This window comes from Pelomonas caseinilytica, from assembly GCF_021353235.1.
Classification (GTDB): Bacteria; Pseudomonadota; Gammaproteobacteria; order Burkholderiales; family Burkholderiaceae_C; genus Pelomonas; species Pelomonas caseinilytica.
This window is the reverse complement of the sequence record NZ_JAJTWT010000003.1, coordinates 435,069-450,955: the sequence shown is the minus strand read 5'-3', so window position 1 is coordinate 450,955 and position 15,887 is coordinate 435,069. Positions and strand designations below refer to the sequence as shown.

Sequence of the window (15,887 nt, the reverse complement as noted above, 5' to 3'; positions counted from 1 at the left end):
GCTCATTCACCGACGTCGTCGGCCTCGAAGCCCTCGTTGTCCTTGCGCGCCTGCCGGGCCAGTTCGGCCTTGAGCGGCTTGAGGGACTCGATCAGCGCCTCGGGCGGCTTGGGCGAGGCGAGGCGCAAGGCCGGCGGCGGCAGGCTGGCCATGTAGGGCGGGCCGAAGACGTATTGCTGCTCCTGCCGGCCACCCACCTGCAGCCCCAGCCCCAGCAGCAGCAGGGCCGCAATGCCGACACCGACGGTGCGGCGCGCGCCAGGCCACACCAGGCGGGCGTGCCAGGCCACGAGGAAGGCGAATCCCAGAGGCAGCATCAGGCTTTGCAAGGCCAGCAGCCGCGGCCACGACAGCGAGTAGGCGATGCCCGGCAGCAGCCAGTCCAGCAGGTCGTAGGCGCAGGCCACGACCAGGGCGCGGCGCAGGTGGGCCGTGAACGGGAAGCGATGCTGGAAGAGCTGGCTGGCCAGCGACCACAGGCCCGCCCAGCCGAACATGAAGGCCAGCGGCGCGAGCAGCGGCGCCGCGTAGTCGACCCAGCGCGCGTCGGGATCGACGGCGCTCCAGCGGTCCACCCACTGGAAGAACAGCATGGCCAGCAGCAGCGCCGGCAGCAGCGCCCAGTGGCGGGTGGGCTGCACGATGAGGAGCTGCTCCGGCGCCAGCACGTCGCGGCTCGTGCGCAGGCGCAGCGAGCAGCCGGCGAGCTGGAAATGGCCGCCTTCGGGCAGCATGGCTTCGTCGCCCGCGCCGAGCCGGCGGCCGGCGATGGCGCCGCCGTTGCGGCTGTCGAGCAGCCGCAGGCGCACGCCGCCGCCGGGCGCGAGCTGGAGCTCGGCATGCTCGGCGGCGAGGTGGGTGTCGTCGAGGACGATGTCGCAGGCCGGCGAGCGGCCGATGCGCACGGGCCAGCCGGCCACGCGCTGCACCAGGCTGGCACGGCCGTCACGTCCCAGCAGTTCGACGACGGCGGCGGGAGGGGCGGCGGGCGGGACGGCCGGCACAGAGGCCGGCGCCGAGGGCGTCTCGGGCGTCATTTCTGGCCCTTGCTGTTCGTCCACGCGAAGCCCTCCAGGTAGTGCGCCGCGAGCTTGAGCGCGTTGTCGAAGCTGACGCCGCGGGCGTCGAAGCGGCCCAGGGCGCCCTGGGTGGACGCGTCCACCGTCGTCACGAGGACGCTGAGGTCGTGCAGGCCTTCGAGCTTGCGGTAGGCCCGCAGGCAGACGACGGCGCGCAGGGGCAGGCCGTCGCGGTCGACGAACTGCTCCTTGCAGTAGGGCGCGGTGCGCGACTTGTCGGCGTTGCCCAGGCGCTCGTTGCGGAAGCTGCCCGAGTACTGCCGCGCAAAGCGCAGCGCGCCGAGCTTGCTGCCGTCGTAGGCCTCGTGGGACATGTCCAGCCAGCCGGTCTGCAGGTTGCCGCTGACGAAGAGGGCATGGTCCATGCGGCACTGCGAGCGCTCGAAGTCCAGGCCCTTGGTGTCGGCCGAGGTGCTGTTGCCCCAGCAGCGCATGAACTCCTGCCGGGGAACCGGCAGCCGGTAGCGCTTGTTGTTGGCGCTCTCCCAGGGCTGGGCGACGAAGCGGGTGACGAGTTCGTCCTGATAGGCCGTCAGCTGGTCGCGCAGCCGCGCCCAGGCGGCCGTGCGGATGGGCTTGGCCCCCATGCTGCGCTTGACCAGGCTTTCCGCGAACTCGCCCGGCACCAGGAAGCTGACCTGCTGGGCGAACAGCAGCGTCGAGACGTTGACGCCCACGACCAGGCCGTCCTCGTCCAGCACCGGGCCGCCGCTCATGCCGGGGTTGATGCCGCCGGCGTAGTAGATGAGGGGGTCGAAGCTGCGCTCGACCAGTCCGTTGTAGTTGCCCTCGACGACGGCGAAGGCGACGTCGTGCGGGTTGCCCATCGAGTAGATGCGCTCGCCCTTGGCCAGGGGCTGACTCTGCGGGCGGAACTGGAGCGCGCCGCGGCCTCGCAGGCCGCCGCCCTTGCCGTCGTCAACCGCGCGCAGCAGGGCGAGGTCGCGGCGGGCATCGAAGTCCAGCAGCTCCAGCGCCCCGCCCTGGCCATCGGTGGTGGCATAGCGCAGCCTGTAGCTGTCGGGCTCCAGCGCGAACTGGCTGACGACGTGGTAGTTGGTGAGGATGTGGCCCTCGTTGCTGACGAGGAAACCCGAGCCGACCGAGGCCTGGCTGTCCTGGGTCTTGAGCAGGGTGCGGATCTGCAGCAACTGGCCCTTGCTGCGCTCGTAGAGCCGCCGCGCGCTGGCCGAGACGGTGGGCGGCGGCTGCGGGACATGGGCCTGCGGCGGCACGGCCGACGCGGGCGGGGGCGGCGCCGGCTGGGCGGCGGCCACGCAGGCCAGGCCGGCAAGGGCCCAGGCCGACAGCTTCTTCAGACAGGATTTCAACAAACCACACCTCCCGTGGAGGGCGCCGATGCTAGCTGCTTTGGCCGAAAGACCCGGTCGTCAGCGTAGAACTCGCGTGACGCATTCGCCGGCCACCAGCCCGGGATGCCGAGCACCGGCAGGGGCGGCAGCGCGGCCGGCGTGAGGCCCTCCGGCAGGCGCGGCGCCTCGACGTCGTCGACGAACAGCACGCGGGCGCACAGCGGCTTGCGCGGTGCGAGCAGCTTCTCCAGCAGAGCGTGGCCCACGACCCGCATCCGCGCCTCGCGCCACAGGCCGCGGTGGGCGAGGAAGAGGGCCGGCCAGTCCTGCGCGAGAAGGGCCTCGCGCAAAAGCCTGGGAGCAGCGAGCAACAGGCCGCTTTCGTCCAGCAGGGTCAGTGCGTCGCGCAGCGGCCCGCGCCGGCCGGGTGGCGCGGGCGGCGCCTGGACGTGGGCACGGTTCAGCGCGACCTTGAAGGCAGGGCTGCGCAGCCAGACCAGGCCGTTGAACAGGTCATGGGCGTTGTGGCGCGTCGGCACGCGGCCCGTGGCGGCCACGTGCTGCTCGTAGCCGGTGGCCAAGGGGCCGGCCGGCTCGAAGCGCTCATGGCCGAGGGCCTCGTGCACCAGCGCCCCCGCCGCCAGCCGCGCCAGCACCGGCTGGGCCACGTCGCGGTAGGGCGCGAACCAGGGCATGCCCCAGTCCGGCGCGATCATCCGTGGCCGAAGCGCACCTGGTTGGGCTGCTTCTCGGGTTGCAGCTGGAAGGCGTGCGGATGCTTGCGGAAGAGCTTGGCCGCGGGTGCCGACTTGGGCAGCAGCCCGGCCTCCTTCAGCACCTTGGCGGCGGCGCCCAGGTCGTGCCACTGGCCGTCGGCCAGCTTGGGGCAGGCGGCGAGCATGGCGTTGATCTCCCGCGCAGCCGCGACGTTCTTGTCCTCGGCCGGCGCCGCCTTGGACTTGGCCGTCGGCGCGGCGGCCTTCGCACCGGACTTCACCTCGGCTTTGGCGTCGGCTTTGGCGTCAGCTTTCACGTTGGACTTGCCGGCCGACTTGGCCGCAGCGCGGCGTGGCGCCGCCCTGGGCTCACGCGGCGCGGCAGGCACGACGGGCGGGAGGGCTGCCGCGGCGGTCTCCACTTCGGGTGACGGTGGCGCCACCGGCGCGGCGGGCAAGGCCGCCTCGGGAGCGGGCGCCGGCACGGCGCGCGCAGGCTCGGGCCGGCCGGCCGCCGCGCGCCCCGCCTGGCCGCGCCGGCCGCCCCGCCCGGCCGGCCTGGCGGAGCCGGCGTCGCGCGCCGCGCGGCCCACGCCGTGGGCGAGCTCGTTGAACTGGTCGTAGATCTGGATGACGCCCTCGCCCGTCTTGCCGTACTGGCCGAAGCCGCGCAGCCAGGCGCCCTTCTCGCGCAGGCGCAGCACCAGCGGCGCGAAATCGCTGTCCGACGAGACCAGCACGATGACGTCGGGCCTCTCGGTGATGGCCAGGTCCATGGCGTCGACGGCCAGCGCGATGTCGGTGGAGTTCTTGCCGATGGCGAGGTTGACGATGGCACGCAGCCCCAGGCGCTTGAGGAAGGCCTGCTGGTGCTGGGCCTGCTCCGCATTGCAGTAGGCCCGGCGGATGTGGGCGGCGCCGTAGTCCTTGAACACGGCGTTCAGGGCCTGCTCGATGACGTCCGTCGCGACGTTGTCGAAGTCGACGAGGAAGGCGACCTTTTTTGCGCTTGTTGTCATGCGAGCAGTTTCCAGTTCAGGGTCTCGCCGCCGCGCAGCGGCTTGAGCTGCGCCTCGCCGAAGGGAACGGCGCTGGGCAGGGTCCAGGGTTCGCGCTTGAGGGTGACGGTGCCGGTGTTGCGCGGCAGACCGTAGAAGGCCGGCCCGTGGTGGCCGGCGAAGGCGTCGAGCTTGTCCAGGGCGCCGATGGCCTCGAAGGCCTCGGCATAGAGCTCCAGCGCCGAGATGGCCGTGAAGCAGCCGGCACCGCAGACCGAGTTCTCCTTGAGCTGGGCGGCGTGGGGGGCGCTGTCCGTGCCGAGGAAGAACTTCGGGCTTCCCGAACCGGCGGCCTTGAGCAGGGCCTGGCGGTGCTCCTCCCGCTTGAGCACGGGCAGGCAGTAGTAGTGCGGGCGCAGGCCGCCGGTGAAGATGGCGTTGCGGTTGTAGAGCAGGTGCTGGGGCGTGATGGTGGCGGCCGTGAAGCGGTCGCTGTCGGTCACGTACTGCGCCGCCTCCTTGGTCGTGATGTGCTCGAAGACCACCTTGAGCTCGGGCATGGCCGCGCGCAGCGGCTTCATGACGCGCTCGACGAAGACGGCCTCGCGGTCGAAGACGTCGACGTCGCCGTCGGTCACCTCGCCGTGCACCAGCAGCAGCAGGCCTTCGCGCTGCATGGCTTCGAGCGTGGCGTAAGTCTTGCGCAGGTCGGTGACGCCGGCATCGCTGTTGGTGGTGGCACCGGCCGGGTAGAGCTTGAGGGCGACGACGCCGGCCTCCTTGGCCCGCCGGATCTCGTCGACCGGCGTGTTGTCGGTGAGATAGAGGGTCATGAGGGGCTGGAAGTCGCTGCCCGGGCCTTCTTCGGGCAGGGCCGCCAGGATGCGCTCGCGATAGGCCTGGGCCTGGGCGGCCGTCGTCACCGGCGGGCGCAGGTTGGGCATGACGATGGCGCGGGCGAACTGGCGCGCGGTGTAGGGCAGGACGCTGGCAAGCGCCGCCTCGTCGCGCAGGTGCAAGTGCCAGTCGTCAGGCCGGGTGAGAGTGAGCTGTAAGGGCGCTTGGGTCATAAAACCGGATTGTCGTCTGCGCGCCCGGTCCAGCTTCGGTCACACTCCCCACCTGATCGAAAAGGAGACCGCTTCCCGCCATCATGAACAACGCGAAACGCCTGCTCGGCACCCTGGTCCTGTTGGCGCTCTTCGGCGGCGCCCTCTTCTTTGCGCTGCGCAGCAACGAGGAGCACAAGCAGATCGCGCAGGAACAGGCCGCGATCGCGAGCGCCGAGCCGCTCAAGGGGCTGATCGCCGTCGACGTGGAGGCCTTCTTCAAGGACGATCGCGTCGCCAAGGTGCTGGGCGCCGCCAGGCTGCCCGTGCAGGTGGCCCGCGTCGGCAGCCGCGACATGGCCGCCAAGATCGGCACGGCCGACCAGCCCGACTTCTTCATCGCCAGCGGCGTCGTCGCCGCCAACATGATTGCCGACGCCGCCCGCAAGGCGGGCAGGAACGCGACCCAGACCTCGCCCTTCCACACGCCGCTGGTCGTGGCCTCCTGGGAGCCTGTCGCCAAGATCCTGGCCGCCAACGGCATGGCCAAGGCCCAGGCGCCCAAGGTCTACAGCCTGGACATGGAGAAGCTGACCCAGGCCATGCTGGCCAAGCAGCGCTGGCGCGACCTGAAGGCCAGCGGCGACTACGCGGTGTCGCGCAGCGTGCTGGTCAGCACCACCGACATCCGCCGCAGCAACTCCGCGGCCATGTATCTGGCCCTCACCTCGGCCGCGCTCAACGGCGACGTCGTGGCCGACCGCACGGCGGCCCAGAAGTACGCGACCCAGCTCGCCGAGCTGTTCAAGCGCCAGGGCTTCCAGGAGAACTATGTCAACGGCGCCTTCGACGACTACCTGTCCATCGGCATGGGCAAGACGCCGCTGACCTTCATCTACGAGGCCCAGATGGTGGCCCAGGCGCTCAAGGGCGGCGTTCGGCCCGAGATGGTGCTGATGTATCCCCAACCCACCATCGTCAACAAATGGGTGCTGGTGGCGCTGAACGAGCGCGGCAGGCAGCTTGCCGAGCTGCTGTCGACGAACAAGACCCTGCAGGCCGTCGCGCTCGAGCAGGGGTTTCGCACCGGCGACACCGCCGCCTTCGCCGAGGCCGCCAAGACCGCGGGCCTGGCCGTGGATGTGAAGCTGAACCAGGTCATCGACCCGCCGGGCTTCGACCTGATGTTTGAAATGATCGACATCGTCAGCCGGGAGATGAACCAGTGATGCGCCGCGCCCTTTTGCTGTTGAGCTTTGCGCTGCTGGCCGCCTGCGGCAAGAAGCCCGAGCCTGTCGTTCAACCCGCTCCCGAAGCGCCCCGAAGCGCCGGCCCCGCGCTGCGTGTGCTGGCCACCAGCGACCTCAAGGACATCGAGCCCCTGGCCGCACAGATCCGCCAGGCCACCGGCGTGGACGTGCAGTTCCGCTTCGGCGGCACGATGGAGAGCACGCAGGAGGTCCTCGGCGGGGACAGCGGCGACAAACCCCGGCCCGACGTGGCCTGGTTCGCCAATGCGAAATACCTGCTCAGCGACGCGGCCGGACAGGGCAAGGTCAAGCTGCAGGAAAAGATCATGCTGTCGCCCATGGCCGTCGGCGTCAGCAAGAGCGACGCCGCCAGGAACGGCTGGGACAAGCCCGACGCCAAGCTGACCTGGGCCGACATCACCCGTGCCGCCAAGGCCGGCAAGCTGCAGTACGCCCTGTCCAACCCGGCCACCAGCAACCAGGGCTTCATGGCGCTGCTGGGCGTGGTGGCCGCAGCCGGCGGCAAGGGCGAGGCACTCTCCGCGGCCGACGTGGACCGCGGCGCGATTGCCGACTTCCTGAAGGGCTACAAGATCGTCGGCGACAACTCGACCTACCTCGCCGAGCAGTTCATCAAGCAACAGGGCACGCGGGCCAATGCCTTCATCAATTACGAGAGCTGGCTGCTCTCGCTCAACGCCAGCGGCAAGCTGCGCGAGCCCCTGCACCTGATCTACCCCTTCGAGGGTGTGACGACGGCCGACTACCCCTTCATGCTGCTGAACGACGCGCGCCGCGCCGACTACCTGAAAGTGGTCGAGTACCTCAAGGGCGATGCCGCCCAGCTGTGGCTGGCCAGGCAGACCCTGCGCCGCCCGATGCGCGCCGAGGTGGCGGCGCAGGTCGCCGACATCCTGCCGGCCCGCGGTTTCCAGGTGGAGCTGCCCTTCTCGCCCGACCGCCAGCTGGCCGACGGCCTCATCGACGCCTACCTCAACGAGTTCCGCAAGCCCATCGCCAGCACCTTCGTGCTGGACACCAGCGGCAGCATGCAGGGCAAGCGCCGAGAGCAGCTCGTGGAAGCCATCCACTACCTGGCCGGCGCCGACGCCTCGCTGACCGGCCGCGTCGCCAAGCTGACCAGCCGCGAGCGCCTGTGGTTCCTGCCCTTCAGCGACCGGGTGCGCGAGCCCATCGCCTTCGAGATCCCGGCCGGCAGCAAGGTGGCCAAGGGCGTGCGACCGCAGACCGACACCGACGCCAAGCTGGCCGAGCTCAAGCGGGTGCGCGACGCGGCCGACGAGCTGCAGATGACTGGTGGCACGGCCCTCTACGATGCCGTGCTGGCCGGCCTGCAGAACATGCTGGAGGAGCGCAAGCGCAACCCCGACTACCAGTACTCGGTCGTCGCCTTCACCGACGGCAAGAGCAATACGGGCCGGCGCCTGGAGGACTTCCGCCGCGCCTACGAACAGTTGCCGGAGGACGTGCGCGGCATCCCCGTCTTCATGGTGCTGTTCGGCGAGGCCGACGCAGGCGACCTGAAGGCCCTGGTGGAGATCACCGGCGGCAAGGTCTTCGACGCGCGCAAGACGCCGCTGTACGCGGTATTCAAGGACATCCGGGCCTATCAATGAGTGGTCTGCTGCGATGGCTGAATGCACCGGCCAACTGGTGCGGCCTGCTGGCGGCCACCGGCGTGCTGGTGCTCAAGGGCTTGGGCTTCCTGGGCAGCTGGGGCCTGGGTGTCGCCGCGCTCGGTTATGCGGCGGGCCTGGCCGGCGGCGCGCTGTGGTGGGGCTGGCCCAGCACCCGGGAGGACGCCTGGGAGGCTCTGCAGTTCGATGACGCTGGCGATGCCCGCGAGGCCATGGGCCGGGCCCTGGCCGGCGTGCGTGGACTGACCGAGCACAACCCCGGCGGACGCATCCCCGCGCCGCTGGCCCAGCGCATCATGCATCTGTGCAAGCGCCTGGAAGGCCTGCTCGACCAGTGGGAGCGCAGCAAGGGCAGCTTGAGCCTGCAGGAAACCTTCCATGCCCGCCACATCGCCATCAGCTACCTGCCGCAGGCGCTGAACACCTATCTCAGCATCCCGCCGCAATTCGCCACCACCAAGCTGCTGGCCAATGGCAAGACGGCCCAGACCACCTTCGAGGGCGTGCTGGCCGAGCTGGAGACCAAGGTCGAACAGCTCGGCGACGACCTCGCCTCGCAGGACGCCCAAGCCTTCCTGCGCCACAGTGAATTCCTGAACCAGAAGTTCGGCAACAAGGACATCGCATGAGCACGACGACGACCGCTGCCCCCACGTTCACGCTGACCCCGCCGGAGGTCATCACGCCGGTGCAGCCGGTCCAGGCCGTCGAGGCGGTGCCGCTCAAGGCGGAGGTGGCCGACAAGGTGGACGAGCAGGTGCAACGCTTCATCGAGGCGCTGGAGAAGGAGGATCTGCACAGCGAGCCCTTCAAGGCCAAGCTCGACAGCGCCTTCCAGCTCGGCCGCCAGGAGATCGGCGTGGCCGCCGGCCTGATGCAGGGCAGCCTGATGCAGCGCAACTTCGTCGGCGCCACGGACACGCCGGCCTACAAGGCCATCGCCGCCATTCGCGGCCAGCTCGACGAACTCAACCCCGGAAAGGACGGCGACCTGCTGCAGCCGCGCAAGCTGTTGGGGCTGATCCCCTTCGGCAACAAGCTGGAGGCCTACTTCCGCCGCTTCCAGTCCGCCAGCTCGCAGCTGCAGACGGCCATGACCCAGCTCTATGCGGCCAAGGACGACATCCAGCGCGACGTCGTCGACATCGAGGCCACGCGCGCCAAGCTCTGGGACGCGATGCAGAAGCTCGCCGCCGCCGCGCGCTTCGCCCGCGTGCTGGACGAGCGCCTGGCCGGCCGTGTGCAGCAGCTGCAGGCCACCGACCCGATGAAGGCCAAGGCGCTGGAGCAGGAGGTGCTGTTCTACGCCCGCCAGAACCTGGCCGACATCCAGACCCAGCAGGCCGTCTGCGTGAACGGCTATCTGGCGCTGGATGTGCTGAAGAAGACCGGCCGAGAAATGATGATCGGCTGCGACCGCGTCGCCACCACCGGCATGAGCGCCCTGGCCGTGGCCCAGACCGTGGCCCGCGCCACCGGCAACCAGATCGAGGTCATGCAGATGCTGCAGGGCGTCAACAAGACCATCGGCGACCTCATCAACCAGACCGGCACGGCCCTGAACCAGCATGTGGACGCGACGGCCGAGTTCTCATCCAACCCCATGCTGGGCATCCAGCAGATCCAGTCCATGTTCGACCAGACCTTCCAGGCCATGGACGCGATGGACAGCTTCCGCAGCAAGGCCATCGAGACCATGGGCACCAACAACAAGCTCATCCAGGAGCAGTTGCAGCGCTCCGAGGGCTATCTCGACCGGGTGCGCCAGCAGCAGGCCAAGGCGGCGGTGGCGACGAGCATCGACGGGCCGGTGAAGCTCTAGCCCGGCAGGACGCTCGGCCTTAGGCGTCGTCCAGATGCCCGGCCAGCAGCGCTGCCAGCCAGTCCATGAAGACGCGGGCCCGCCGCGGGGTGTGGCGGCGCTGACTCATGACAAGGTTGACGGGCAGCGGCGCGGGCTCGTAGCCGGGCAGGATGCGCACGAGCCGCCCGTCCGCCACCGCGGCCCGCAGGCCCACGCACGGCGCCTGCACGATGCCCATGCCGCCCAGGGCGGCGACCTCGTAGGCATCGGTGTGGTTGACGCTCACCCGGGCCGGCAGGTGCAGGCTGTGCGGCCGGCCATCGCCGTCGACCCAGTCGAAGCGCGGACGGCGGTCGGCCCAGGTCTGGCTGTAGTGCACCAGTTCGTGGCCCTGGGCCAGCAGATCGGCGGGCGTGGCCGGCGTGCCGTGGTGCGCGAGGTAGGCCGGGCTGGCGACGTTCATCATGCGCAGCTGTCCCAGCGGCCGGGCGACCAGCATGGCATCGTGCACGGCGCCGACGCGCAGCACGCAGTCGAAGCCCTCCTCGACGAGGTCGACACGCCGGTCCGTGCAACTGATCTCGACCTGCAGGCCGGGATGGGCGTCGAGAAAGCCAGGGAGAGCCGGCAGCACCACGTCCAAGGCCAGGCGCACCGGCAGGTCGGCGCGCAGGCGGCCCGAGAGCTGGCGATCCTGCTGGAACAAGGCTTCGATCTCGCCGGCATCGGCCAACAGGCCGCGGGCGCGCTCGGCCAGCAGCTCGCCGTCGGGCGTGAGGCTGACGCGCCGGGTCGTGCGCTGAAACAGGCGTGTGCCCAGCCGGGCCTCCAGCTCGCGCACCACCTGGCTGACACGCCCCTTGGGCAGGCCGAGCTCGTCGGCCGCGCGGCTGAAATGGGCCAGCTCCGCCACCTGGAGGAAGACACGCAAGGCGCTCAGGTCGAGATTGGTCGACATTGCAAGCACAGTCATTTCAGTGCGAACGACTTTATCCGCGGCAAGGCGAACAATAAATTCCTTTCCATCGATTCACTTCGCTCTGGAGCTGCAATGACTTCCACTCCCATCACCCTGATCACCGGCGGCAGCCGCGGCTTGGGCGCCGCGATGGCTCTGGCCTTGGCCCGGGACGGCCACGACATCGTGCTGACCTACCGGGAGGCCGCGCCAGCGGCGCAAGCCGTGGTCGCGCAGGTCCAGGCCCTGGGCCGGCGTGCGCTCGCCCTGCCGCTGGACATCGCCGACGCCTCGAGCTTCCCGACCTTCGTCGAGCGGCTGCGTGCCGGCCTCGCCGCCTGGGGCGCGAGCCGGCTCGATGGCCTCGTCAACAACGCCGGCGCCGGCGCCCACGCCAGCTTCGAGGAGACGACGCCGGCGCAGTTCGACGCCATGCTGGCCGTCCACCTGAAGGGGCCCTTCTTCCTCACGCAGGCCCTGCTGCCCTTGCTGGCCGACGGGGCCCGCATCCTCAACATCTCCAGCGGCCTGGCCCGCTTCACGGTGCCGGGCTACGGCGCCTACGCGGCGATGAAGGGCGCGGTGGAGGTGCTGAGCCGCTACCAGGCCAAGGAGCTCAGCAACCGCGGCATCCGCGTCAATACGCTGGCGCCCGGTGCCATCGCCACCGATTTCGGCGGCGGGGCGGTGCGCGACAACGCGGAGCTGAACCGCTTCGTCACCTCGGTCACGGCGCTGGGCCGGGTGGGCCAGGCGGAGGACATCGGCGGCGCCGTGGCGGCGCTGATGCGGCCGGGCGCGGGCTGGATCACCGGTCAGCGCATCGAGGCGTCGGGCGGCATGTTCCTCTGACGAAGAAAAACGGCGGCCTCGCGGGCCGCCGTAGGTTGCAGCGCCGGGCGCTTCTTCAGTGCTGCAGGATCTTCGCGAGGAAGTCCTTGGCGCGCGCCGAGCGCTCCTCGGGCTTGCCGAAGAAGTCGGTGCTGGAGCAGTCCTCGATGATCTTGCCGGCGTCCATGAAGATGACACGGTTGCTGACGCGCTTGGCGAAGCCCATCTCGTGCGTCACGCACATCATGGTCATGCCTTCCTGGGCGAGCTTCACCATCACGTCGAGCACCTCGCCGACCATCTCGGGGTCCAGGGCCGAGGTGGGCTCGTCGAAGAGCATGACGATGGGGTCCATGGACAGGGCCCGCGCGATGGCCACGCGCTGCTGCTGGCCGCCGGAGAGCTGGCCGGGGAACTTGTCCTTGTGGGCCGAGAGGCCGACGCGGTCCAGCATCTTCAGGCCGCGGGCCTTGGCATCGTCCGTCGAGCGGCCCAGCACCTTGACCTGGGCGATGGTCAGGTTCTCGGTCACCGACAGGTGAGGGAAGAGCTCGAAGTGCTGGAAGACCATGCCGACGCGCGAGCGCAGCTTGGGCAGGTTGGTCTTGGGATCGGCGATGGAGATGCCGTCGACGACGATGTCGCCCTTCTGGAAGGGCTCCAGCGCGTTGACGGTCTTGATCAGCGTGGACTTGCCCGAGCCCGAGGGCCCGCAGACGACGACGACCTCGCCCTTCTTGATGGACGTTGTGCAATCGGTCAGCACCTGGAAGGCGCCGTACCACTTGGAAACGTTCTTGATGTCGATCACAGCGGGACCTCAGCGAATGATGGCGATCTTCTTCTGCAGGTTGCGCACGAGGTGCGACAGCGTGAAGCAGATGACGAAATAGACGACGGCGGCGACCAGGTAGGTCTCGACCGGGCGGTTGAAGTTCTTGCCGGCGACCTCGAAACCCTTGAGCAGGTCATATTCGCCGACCGCGTAGACCAGAGAGGTGTCCTGGAACAGGATGATGGTCTGGGTCAGCAGCACCGGCAGCATGTTGCGGAAGGCCTGGGGCAGCACCACGAGCTTCATGGTCTGGCCGTAGCTCATGCCGAGGGCGTAGCCCGCGTTGACCTGGCCCCTGGACACCGACTGGATGCCCGCCCGCATGATCTCGGAGTAATAGGTGGCCTCGAACAGCGTGAAGGTGATGAAGGCCGACATCTGTCCGCCCAGCGGCCCGAGCAGCTTGGGAATGAGCAGGAAGAACCACAGGATCACCATCACCAGCGGGATGGAGCGCAGGGTGTCGACGTAGAAGGCCGCCGGCGCCGACAGCCAGCGGTGGCTGGACAGCCGCATCATTGCCAGCAGCGTGCCGAGGATGATGCCGCCGATCATGGCCACCAAGGTCAGCTGGATCGAGAACCAGAAGCCCTTGGCGACGAAGCTCTGGACGACCGCCCAGTTCAGGAAGGAGTAGTCGAGGTTGAGCATCACTTGCCTCCCACCGTGCCGGGGATGCGCACGCGCGCCTCGATGAACTTGGCGAGCCGGTTGATCACGAAGGCCGAGATGAAATAGAGGGCCGTGACGGGGATGAAGATCTCCTCGAAGTGCGAGGTCTCCTCCGAGGCCTGCTGCGCGAACTGCGCCAGCTCGGGGATGCTGACCGCGAAGGCCACCGCCGAGTTCTTGACGATGTTCATGCTCTCGCTCGTCAGCGGCGGGATGACGATGCGAAAGGCCATGGGCAGCAGCACGAAGCGATAGGTCTGCGGCAGCGTCATGCCCAGGGCCTGGCCGGCGTAGCGCTGGCCGCGCGGCAGCGTCAGGATGCCGGCCTTGACCTGTTCGCCGATGCGGGCGCTGGTGAAGAAGCCGAGGGCGAAGACGATGAGCACCGACGGCGGCAGCGCCTCGCGCAGGGTCGGGAACAGTGCAGGCAGCACGTGGTACCAGAGGAAGACCTGGACCAGCAGCGGGATGTTGCGGAACAACTCCGTCCAGGCCTCGCCGAAGCGGGCCAGCCATTTGTTCGGCGTCGTGCGCGCGATGCCGATCAGCGAGCCCACCACCAGGGCGAGCACCAGGGCCAGCAGCGAGACGCTCAGCGTCCAGCCCCAGGCGTTGAGCATCCATTGCAGATAGGTCTGCTCCTTGCCGCCCGGACCGAAGCAGCCGGCGACGGCCTCCCCGGTGGCGGTGTCATTGCAGTAGAACTGCCAGTCCCAACTCATCGTTCCTCCTCGAGCCCTTGCGGGAGCCTCTTAGAACAAAGCGGGTGCCAGGCACCCGCTTTGCGGTCGTTCAGATGGACGCGCGAATCACTTCTTCGCGTAGTCTTCCATCGGCTTGTCGTTGGGGTTGGCCCAGGCGTCCTTCGTCGCGGCGGACAGCGGCAGGCCGATCTTGGTGTTGGTCGGCGGGATGGGCTGCAGGAACCACTTGTCGTAGATCTTGGCCAGTTCGCCCGACTTCATCATGCCCTTGATGCTGTCGTCCACGGCCTTCTTGAAGGCGGGGTCGTCCTTGCGCATCATGATGGCGATGGGCTCGACGCTCAGCACCTCGCCGACGATCTTGAAGTCGGCCGGGTTCTTGGAGGTGGCGATGTTCTTGGCCAGGATGGAGCCGTCCATCACGAAGGCGTCGGCACGGCCGGAGTCGAGCAGCAGGAAGCTGTCGGCGTGGTCCTTGCCGAAGACTTCCTTGAAGTCGATGCCGGTGGCGCGCTCGTGCTTGCGCAGCGTCTGCACCGAGGTCGTGCCGGTGGTCGTCGCGATGGTCTTGCCGTTGAGCTGGTTGATGGAGGTGATGCCGGAGTTGGCCTTGACGGCGATGCGCACTTCCTCGACGTAGGTGGTCACGGCGAAGGCGACGTCCTTCTGGCGGGCGACGTTGTTGGTGGTGGAGCCGCACTCCAGGTCCACGGTGCCGTTGACCGTCAGCGGGATGCGGTTGGCCGAGGTGACGGGCTGGTACTTGGTTTCGAGCTTGCGGCCCACCACCTTCTCCAGGTCGGAGATGACGCGATGGCAGACGTCGATGTGGTAGCCGACGTACTTGCCGTCACCGATGGTGTAGGACAGGCCCGAAGACTCGCGCACGCCCATGGTGATGACGCCGCTGTCCTTGATCTTCTTCAGCGTGTCTTCGGCGTGCACGGCGGCCGTGCCGGCCACCAGGGCCACGGCGAGCAGAATTTTCTTCATGGAGACTCCAGCAACAGGGAAGTAGGTATCGATAACAGGCGTGAGCAGACCACGCCGCGCCTTCAGGTCGAATACGGGTTTATACGCGGCATGCGCAAGCGCGATGACTTCATGCCGCCGACGCAAGATAGTCCCACAGCGCCAGGGCCGCGGGCTTCTGGCGGCGGGCGATCTCGGGACGCTCGCGATAGATGCGCAGCTCCATGCTGAGGCTGAAGGTGCCGGGCGCGGCGGCCGGCACGAGACGGCCGCCGGCCAGTTCCTTCTGCACCGAGCTGGCGGGCAGGAAGGCCAGGCCATGGCCCTCCAGCGCCATCGCCTTCAGGCCCTCGGCCATGTCGGTCTCGTAGATGGCGTCGAGGTTGAGGGCGCAGTCGGCCTCCTTGACGATCAGCTCGACGAGCCGGCCGAGATAGGCGCCGGCGGCGTAGCTGAGAAAGGGAATCTTCTGGCCCGGTCGGCCGGGCAGCCGGAACAGCGGCTCGCCCTGGGCATCGGCCTTGGCGTAGGGCGAGAGGGTCTCATGGCCGAGCGACACCATCTGATAGCGCTCGGGGTCGAGCTGCAGCGGCTGGCTGGCGTGGTGGTAGACCAGCAGCAGGTCGCAATTGCCTTCGCTGAGCTGCAGCATGGCGTCGTGCACGTTGGCGGCATTGAGCCGGCACTTGATGGCCCCGAAGCCGCGCCGCAGGCCCATCAGCCAGTGCGGGAAGAAGGAGAAGGCGAGCGAGTGCGGGACGGCGAACTCGATCATGTCCTGGTCGGCCGCCTGGTGGCTGCGCAGCATGTTGCGCGTGGCTTGGAGGTTGCCGAGCAACTCCACCGCCTGGGCCAGCAGCGTCGCCCCGGCGGCGGTCAGCCGGGTCGGGTAGGACGAGCGGTCCACGAGGTCGACGCCGGCCCAGGCCTCCAGCGCCTGGATGCGGCGCGAGAAGGCCGGCTGGGTCACGTGGCGGAGCTGGGCCGAGCGGGAGAAGCTGCGCGTCTCGGCCAGGCTGACGAAGTCTTCAAGCCATTTGGTTTCCAC

At 68.9% G+C, this 15,887-nt stretch carries 16 protein-coding genes; 5 read left to right on the top strand and 11 right to left on the bottom strand.

The annotated features are described in order from the left end of the window. Positions 1–2: 2 nt before the first annotated feature. From LXT12_RS09305 to pyrC, 5 genes are read right to left on the bottom strand one after another with little or no spacing between them, the layout of a single operon-like run. Positions 3–1,037 (bottom strand): FHA domain-containing protein, encoded by a 1,035-nt coding sequence (locus LXT12_RS09305; RefSeq protein WP_233391364.1) that lies wholly within the window; start codon positions 1,035–1,037, stop codon positions 3–5. Further along, on the bottom strand, positions 1,034–2,410 hold the full coding sequence (locus LXT12_RS09300; protein ID WP_233391362.1) for a S1 family peptidase: 1,377 nt from the start codon (positions 2,408–2,410) through the stop codon (positions 1,034–1,036). Before LXT12_RS09300 ends, LXT12_RS09305 begins: the two co-directional genes overlap by 4 nt. After that, positions 2,407–3,108 carry a DUF3025 domain-containing protein gene (locus tag LXT12_RS09295; protein ID WP_233391361.1) on the bottom strand — a complete coding sequence of 234 codons (702 nt, stop codon included), beginning with the start codon at positions 3,106–3,108 and terminating at the stop codon, positions 2,407–2,409. Before LXT12_RS09295 ends, LXT12_RS09300 begins: the two co-directional genes overlap by 4 nt. Further along, positions 3,105–4,127, bottom strand: coding sequence for an NYN domain-containing protein (locus LXT12_RS09290; RefSeq protein ID WP_233391359.1), 1,023 nt, complete (start codon positions 4,125–4,127; stop codon positions 3,105–3,107). Before LXT12_RS09290 ends, LXT12_RS09295 begins: the two co-directional genes overlap by 4 nt. Further along, a complete protein-coding gene (gene pyrC / locus LXT12_RS09285; RefSeq protein ID WP_233391357.1) occupies positions 4,124–5,176 on the bottom strand; it encodes a dihydroorotase in 1,053 nt (350 codons plus the stop codon). The genes LXT12_RS09290 and pyrC overlap by 4 nt, the downstream gene beginning before the upstream one ends. Positions 5,177–5,259: 83 nt before the next feature. Between pyrC and LXT12_RS09280 the strand changes: the two genes are divergently transcribed. From LXT12_RS09280 to LXT12_RS09265, 4 genes are read left to right on the top strand one after another with little or no spacing between them, the layout of a single operon-like run. Further along, positions 5,260–6,384, top strand: coding sequence for a hypothetical protein (locus LXT12_RS09280; RefSeq protein WP_233391354.1), 1,125 nt, complete (start codon positions 5,260–5,262; stop codon positions 6,382–6,384). Then, a complete protein-coding gene (locus tag LXT12_RS09275) occupies positions 6,384–8,042 on the top strand; it encodes a substrate-binding and vWA domain-containing protein (protein ID WP_233391353.1) in 1,659 nt (552 codons plus the stop codon). The genes LXT12_RS09280 and LXT12_RS09275 overlap by 1 nt, the downstream gene beginning before the upstream one ends. Next, complete coding sequence (locus LXT12_RS09270; RefSeq protein WP_233391351.1) at positions 8,039–8,692, top strand: hypothetical protein; 654 nt, start codon at positions 8,039–8,041, stop codon at positions 8,690–8,692. The genes LXT12_RS09275 and LXT12_RS09270 overlap by 4 nt, the downstream gene beginning before the upstream one ends. After that, positions 8,689–9,885 carry a toxic anion resistance protein gene (locus tag LXT12_RS09265; RefSeq protein ID WP_233391349.1) on the top strand — a complete coding sequence of 399 codons (1,197 nt, stop codon included), beginning with the start codon at positions 8,689–8,691 and terminating at the stop codon, positions 9,883–9,885. The genes LXT12_RS09270 and LXT12_RS09265 overlap by 4 nt, the downstream gene beginning before the upstream one ends. Before the next feature lie 19 nt (positions 9,886–9,904). Here the strand turns inward: LXT12_RS09265 and LXT12_RS09260 are convergent, their stop codons facing one another. Further along, on the bottom strand, positions 9,905–10,825 hold the full coding sequence (locus LXT12_RS09260) for a LysR family transcriptional regulator (RefSeq protein WP_233391347.1): 921 nt from the start codon (positions 10,823–10,825) through the stop codon (positions 9,905–9,907). Between the two features lie 93 nt (positions 10,826–10,918). Between LXT12_RS09260 and LXT12_RS09255 the strand changes: the two genes are divergently transcribed. Further along, complete coding sequence (locus LXT12_RS09255; protein WP_233391345.1) at positions 10,919–11,677, top strand: SDR family NAD(P)-dependent oxidoreductase; 759 nt, start codon at positions 10,919–10,921, stop codon at positions 11,675–11,677. Between the two features lie 55 nt (positions 11,678–11,732). On the opposite strand, the gene LXT12_RS09250 is transcribed toward LXT12_RS09255, so the two are convergent. From LXT12_RS09250 to LXT12_RS09230, 5 genes are all read right to left on the bottom strand, one after another. Continuing rightward, the gene (locus LXT12_RS09250) at positions 11,733–12,467 is read right to left on the bottom strand and encodes an amino acid ABC transporter ATP-binding protein (RefSeq protein WP_233391344.1); all 735 of its coding nucleotides are present in this window, start codon (positions 12,465–12,467) and stop codon (positions 11,733–11,735) included. Positions 12,468–12,476: 9 nt separating this feature from the next. Next, a complete protein-coding gene (locus tag LXT12_RS09245; protein ID WP_233391343.1) occupies positions 12,477–13,142 on the bottom strand; it encodes an amino acid ABC transporter permease in 666 nt (221 codons plus the stop codon). Then, on the bottom strand, positions 13,142–13,885 hold the full coding sequence (locus LXT12_RS09240) for an amino acid ABC transporter permease (protein ID WP_233391342.1): 744 nt from the start codon (positions 13,883–13,885) through the stop codon (positions 13,142–13,144). The genes LXT12_RS09245 and LXT12_RS09240 overlap by 1 nt, the downstream gene beginning before the upstream one ends. A gap of 87 nt (positions 13,886–13,972) precedes the next feature. Then, positions 13,973–14,860, bottom strand: coding sequence for an amino acid ABC transporter substrate-binding protein (locus tag LXT12_RS09235; protein ID WP_233391341.1), 888 nt, complete (start codon positions 14,858–14,860; stop codon positions 13,973–13,975). 109 nt (positions 14,861–14,969) lie between these two features. Next, complete coding sequence (locus LXT12_RS09230) at positions 14,970–15,887, bottom strand: LysR substrate-binding domain-containing protein (protein WP_233391340.1); 918 nt, start codon at positions 15,885–15,887, stop codon at positions 14,970–14,972.

What these genes read in the sequence shown, in the direction of transcription:
- LXT12_RS09260 (WP_233391347.1), bottom strand. Translation starts at nt 10,825, where the DNA reads ATGTCGACCAATCTCGACCTGAGCGCCTTGCGTGTCTTCCTCCAGGTG.
- pyrC (WP_233391357.1), bottom strand. Translation starts at nt 5,176, where the DNA reads ATGACCCAAGCGCCCTTACAGCTCACTCTCACCCGGCCTGACGACTGG.
- LXT12_RS09305 (WP_233391364.1), bottom strand. Translation starts at nt 1,037, where the DNA reads ATGACGCCCGAGACGCCCTCGGCGCCGGCCTCTGTGCCGGCCGTCCCG.
- LXT12_RS09245 (WP_233391343.1), bottom strand. Translation starts at nt 13,142, where the DNA reads ATGCTCAACCTCGACTACTCCTTCCTGAACTGGGCGGTCGTCCAGAGC.
- LXT12_RS09280 (WP_233391354.1), top strand. Translation starts at nt 5,260, where the DNA reads ATGAACAACGCGAAACGCCTGCTCGGCACCCTGGTCCTGTTGGCGCTC.
- LXT12_RS09255 (WP_233391345.1), top strand. Translation starts at nt 10,919, where the DNA reads ATGACTTCCACTCCCATCACCCTGATCACCGGCGGCAGCCGCGGCTTG.
- LXT12_RS09235 (WP_233391341.1), bottom strand. Translation starts at nt 14,860, where the DNA reads ATGAAGAAAATTCTGCTCGCCGTGGCCCTGGTGGCCGGCACGGCCGCC.
- LXT12_RS09290 (WP_233391359.1), bottom strand. Translation starts at nt 4,127, where the DNA reads ATGACAACAAGCGCAAAAAAGGTCGCCTTCCTCGTCGACTTCGACAAC.
- LXT12_RS09265 (WP_233391349.1), top strand. Translation starts at nt 8,689, where the DNA reads ATGAGCACGACGACGACCGCTGCCCCCACGTTCACGCTGACCCCGCCG.
- LXT12_RS09295 (WP_233391361.1), bottom strand. Translation starts at nt 3,108, where the DNA reads ATGATCGCGCCGGACTGGGGCATGCCCTGGTTCGCGCCCTACCGCGAC.
- LXT12_RS09275 (WP_233391353.1), top strand. Translation starts at nt 6,384, where the DNA reads ATGCGCCGCGCCCTTTTGCTGTTGAGCTTTGCGCTGCTGGCCGCCTGC.
- LXT12_RS09240 (WP_233391342.1), bottom strand. Translation starts at nt 13,885, where the DNA reads ATGAGTTGGGACTGGCAGTTCTACTGCAATGACACCGCCACCGGGGAG.
- LXT12_RS09270 (WP_233391351.1), top strand. Translation starts at nt 8,039, where the DNA reads ATGAGTGGTCTGCTGCGATGGCTGAATGCACCGGCCAACTGGTGCGGC.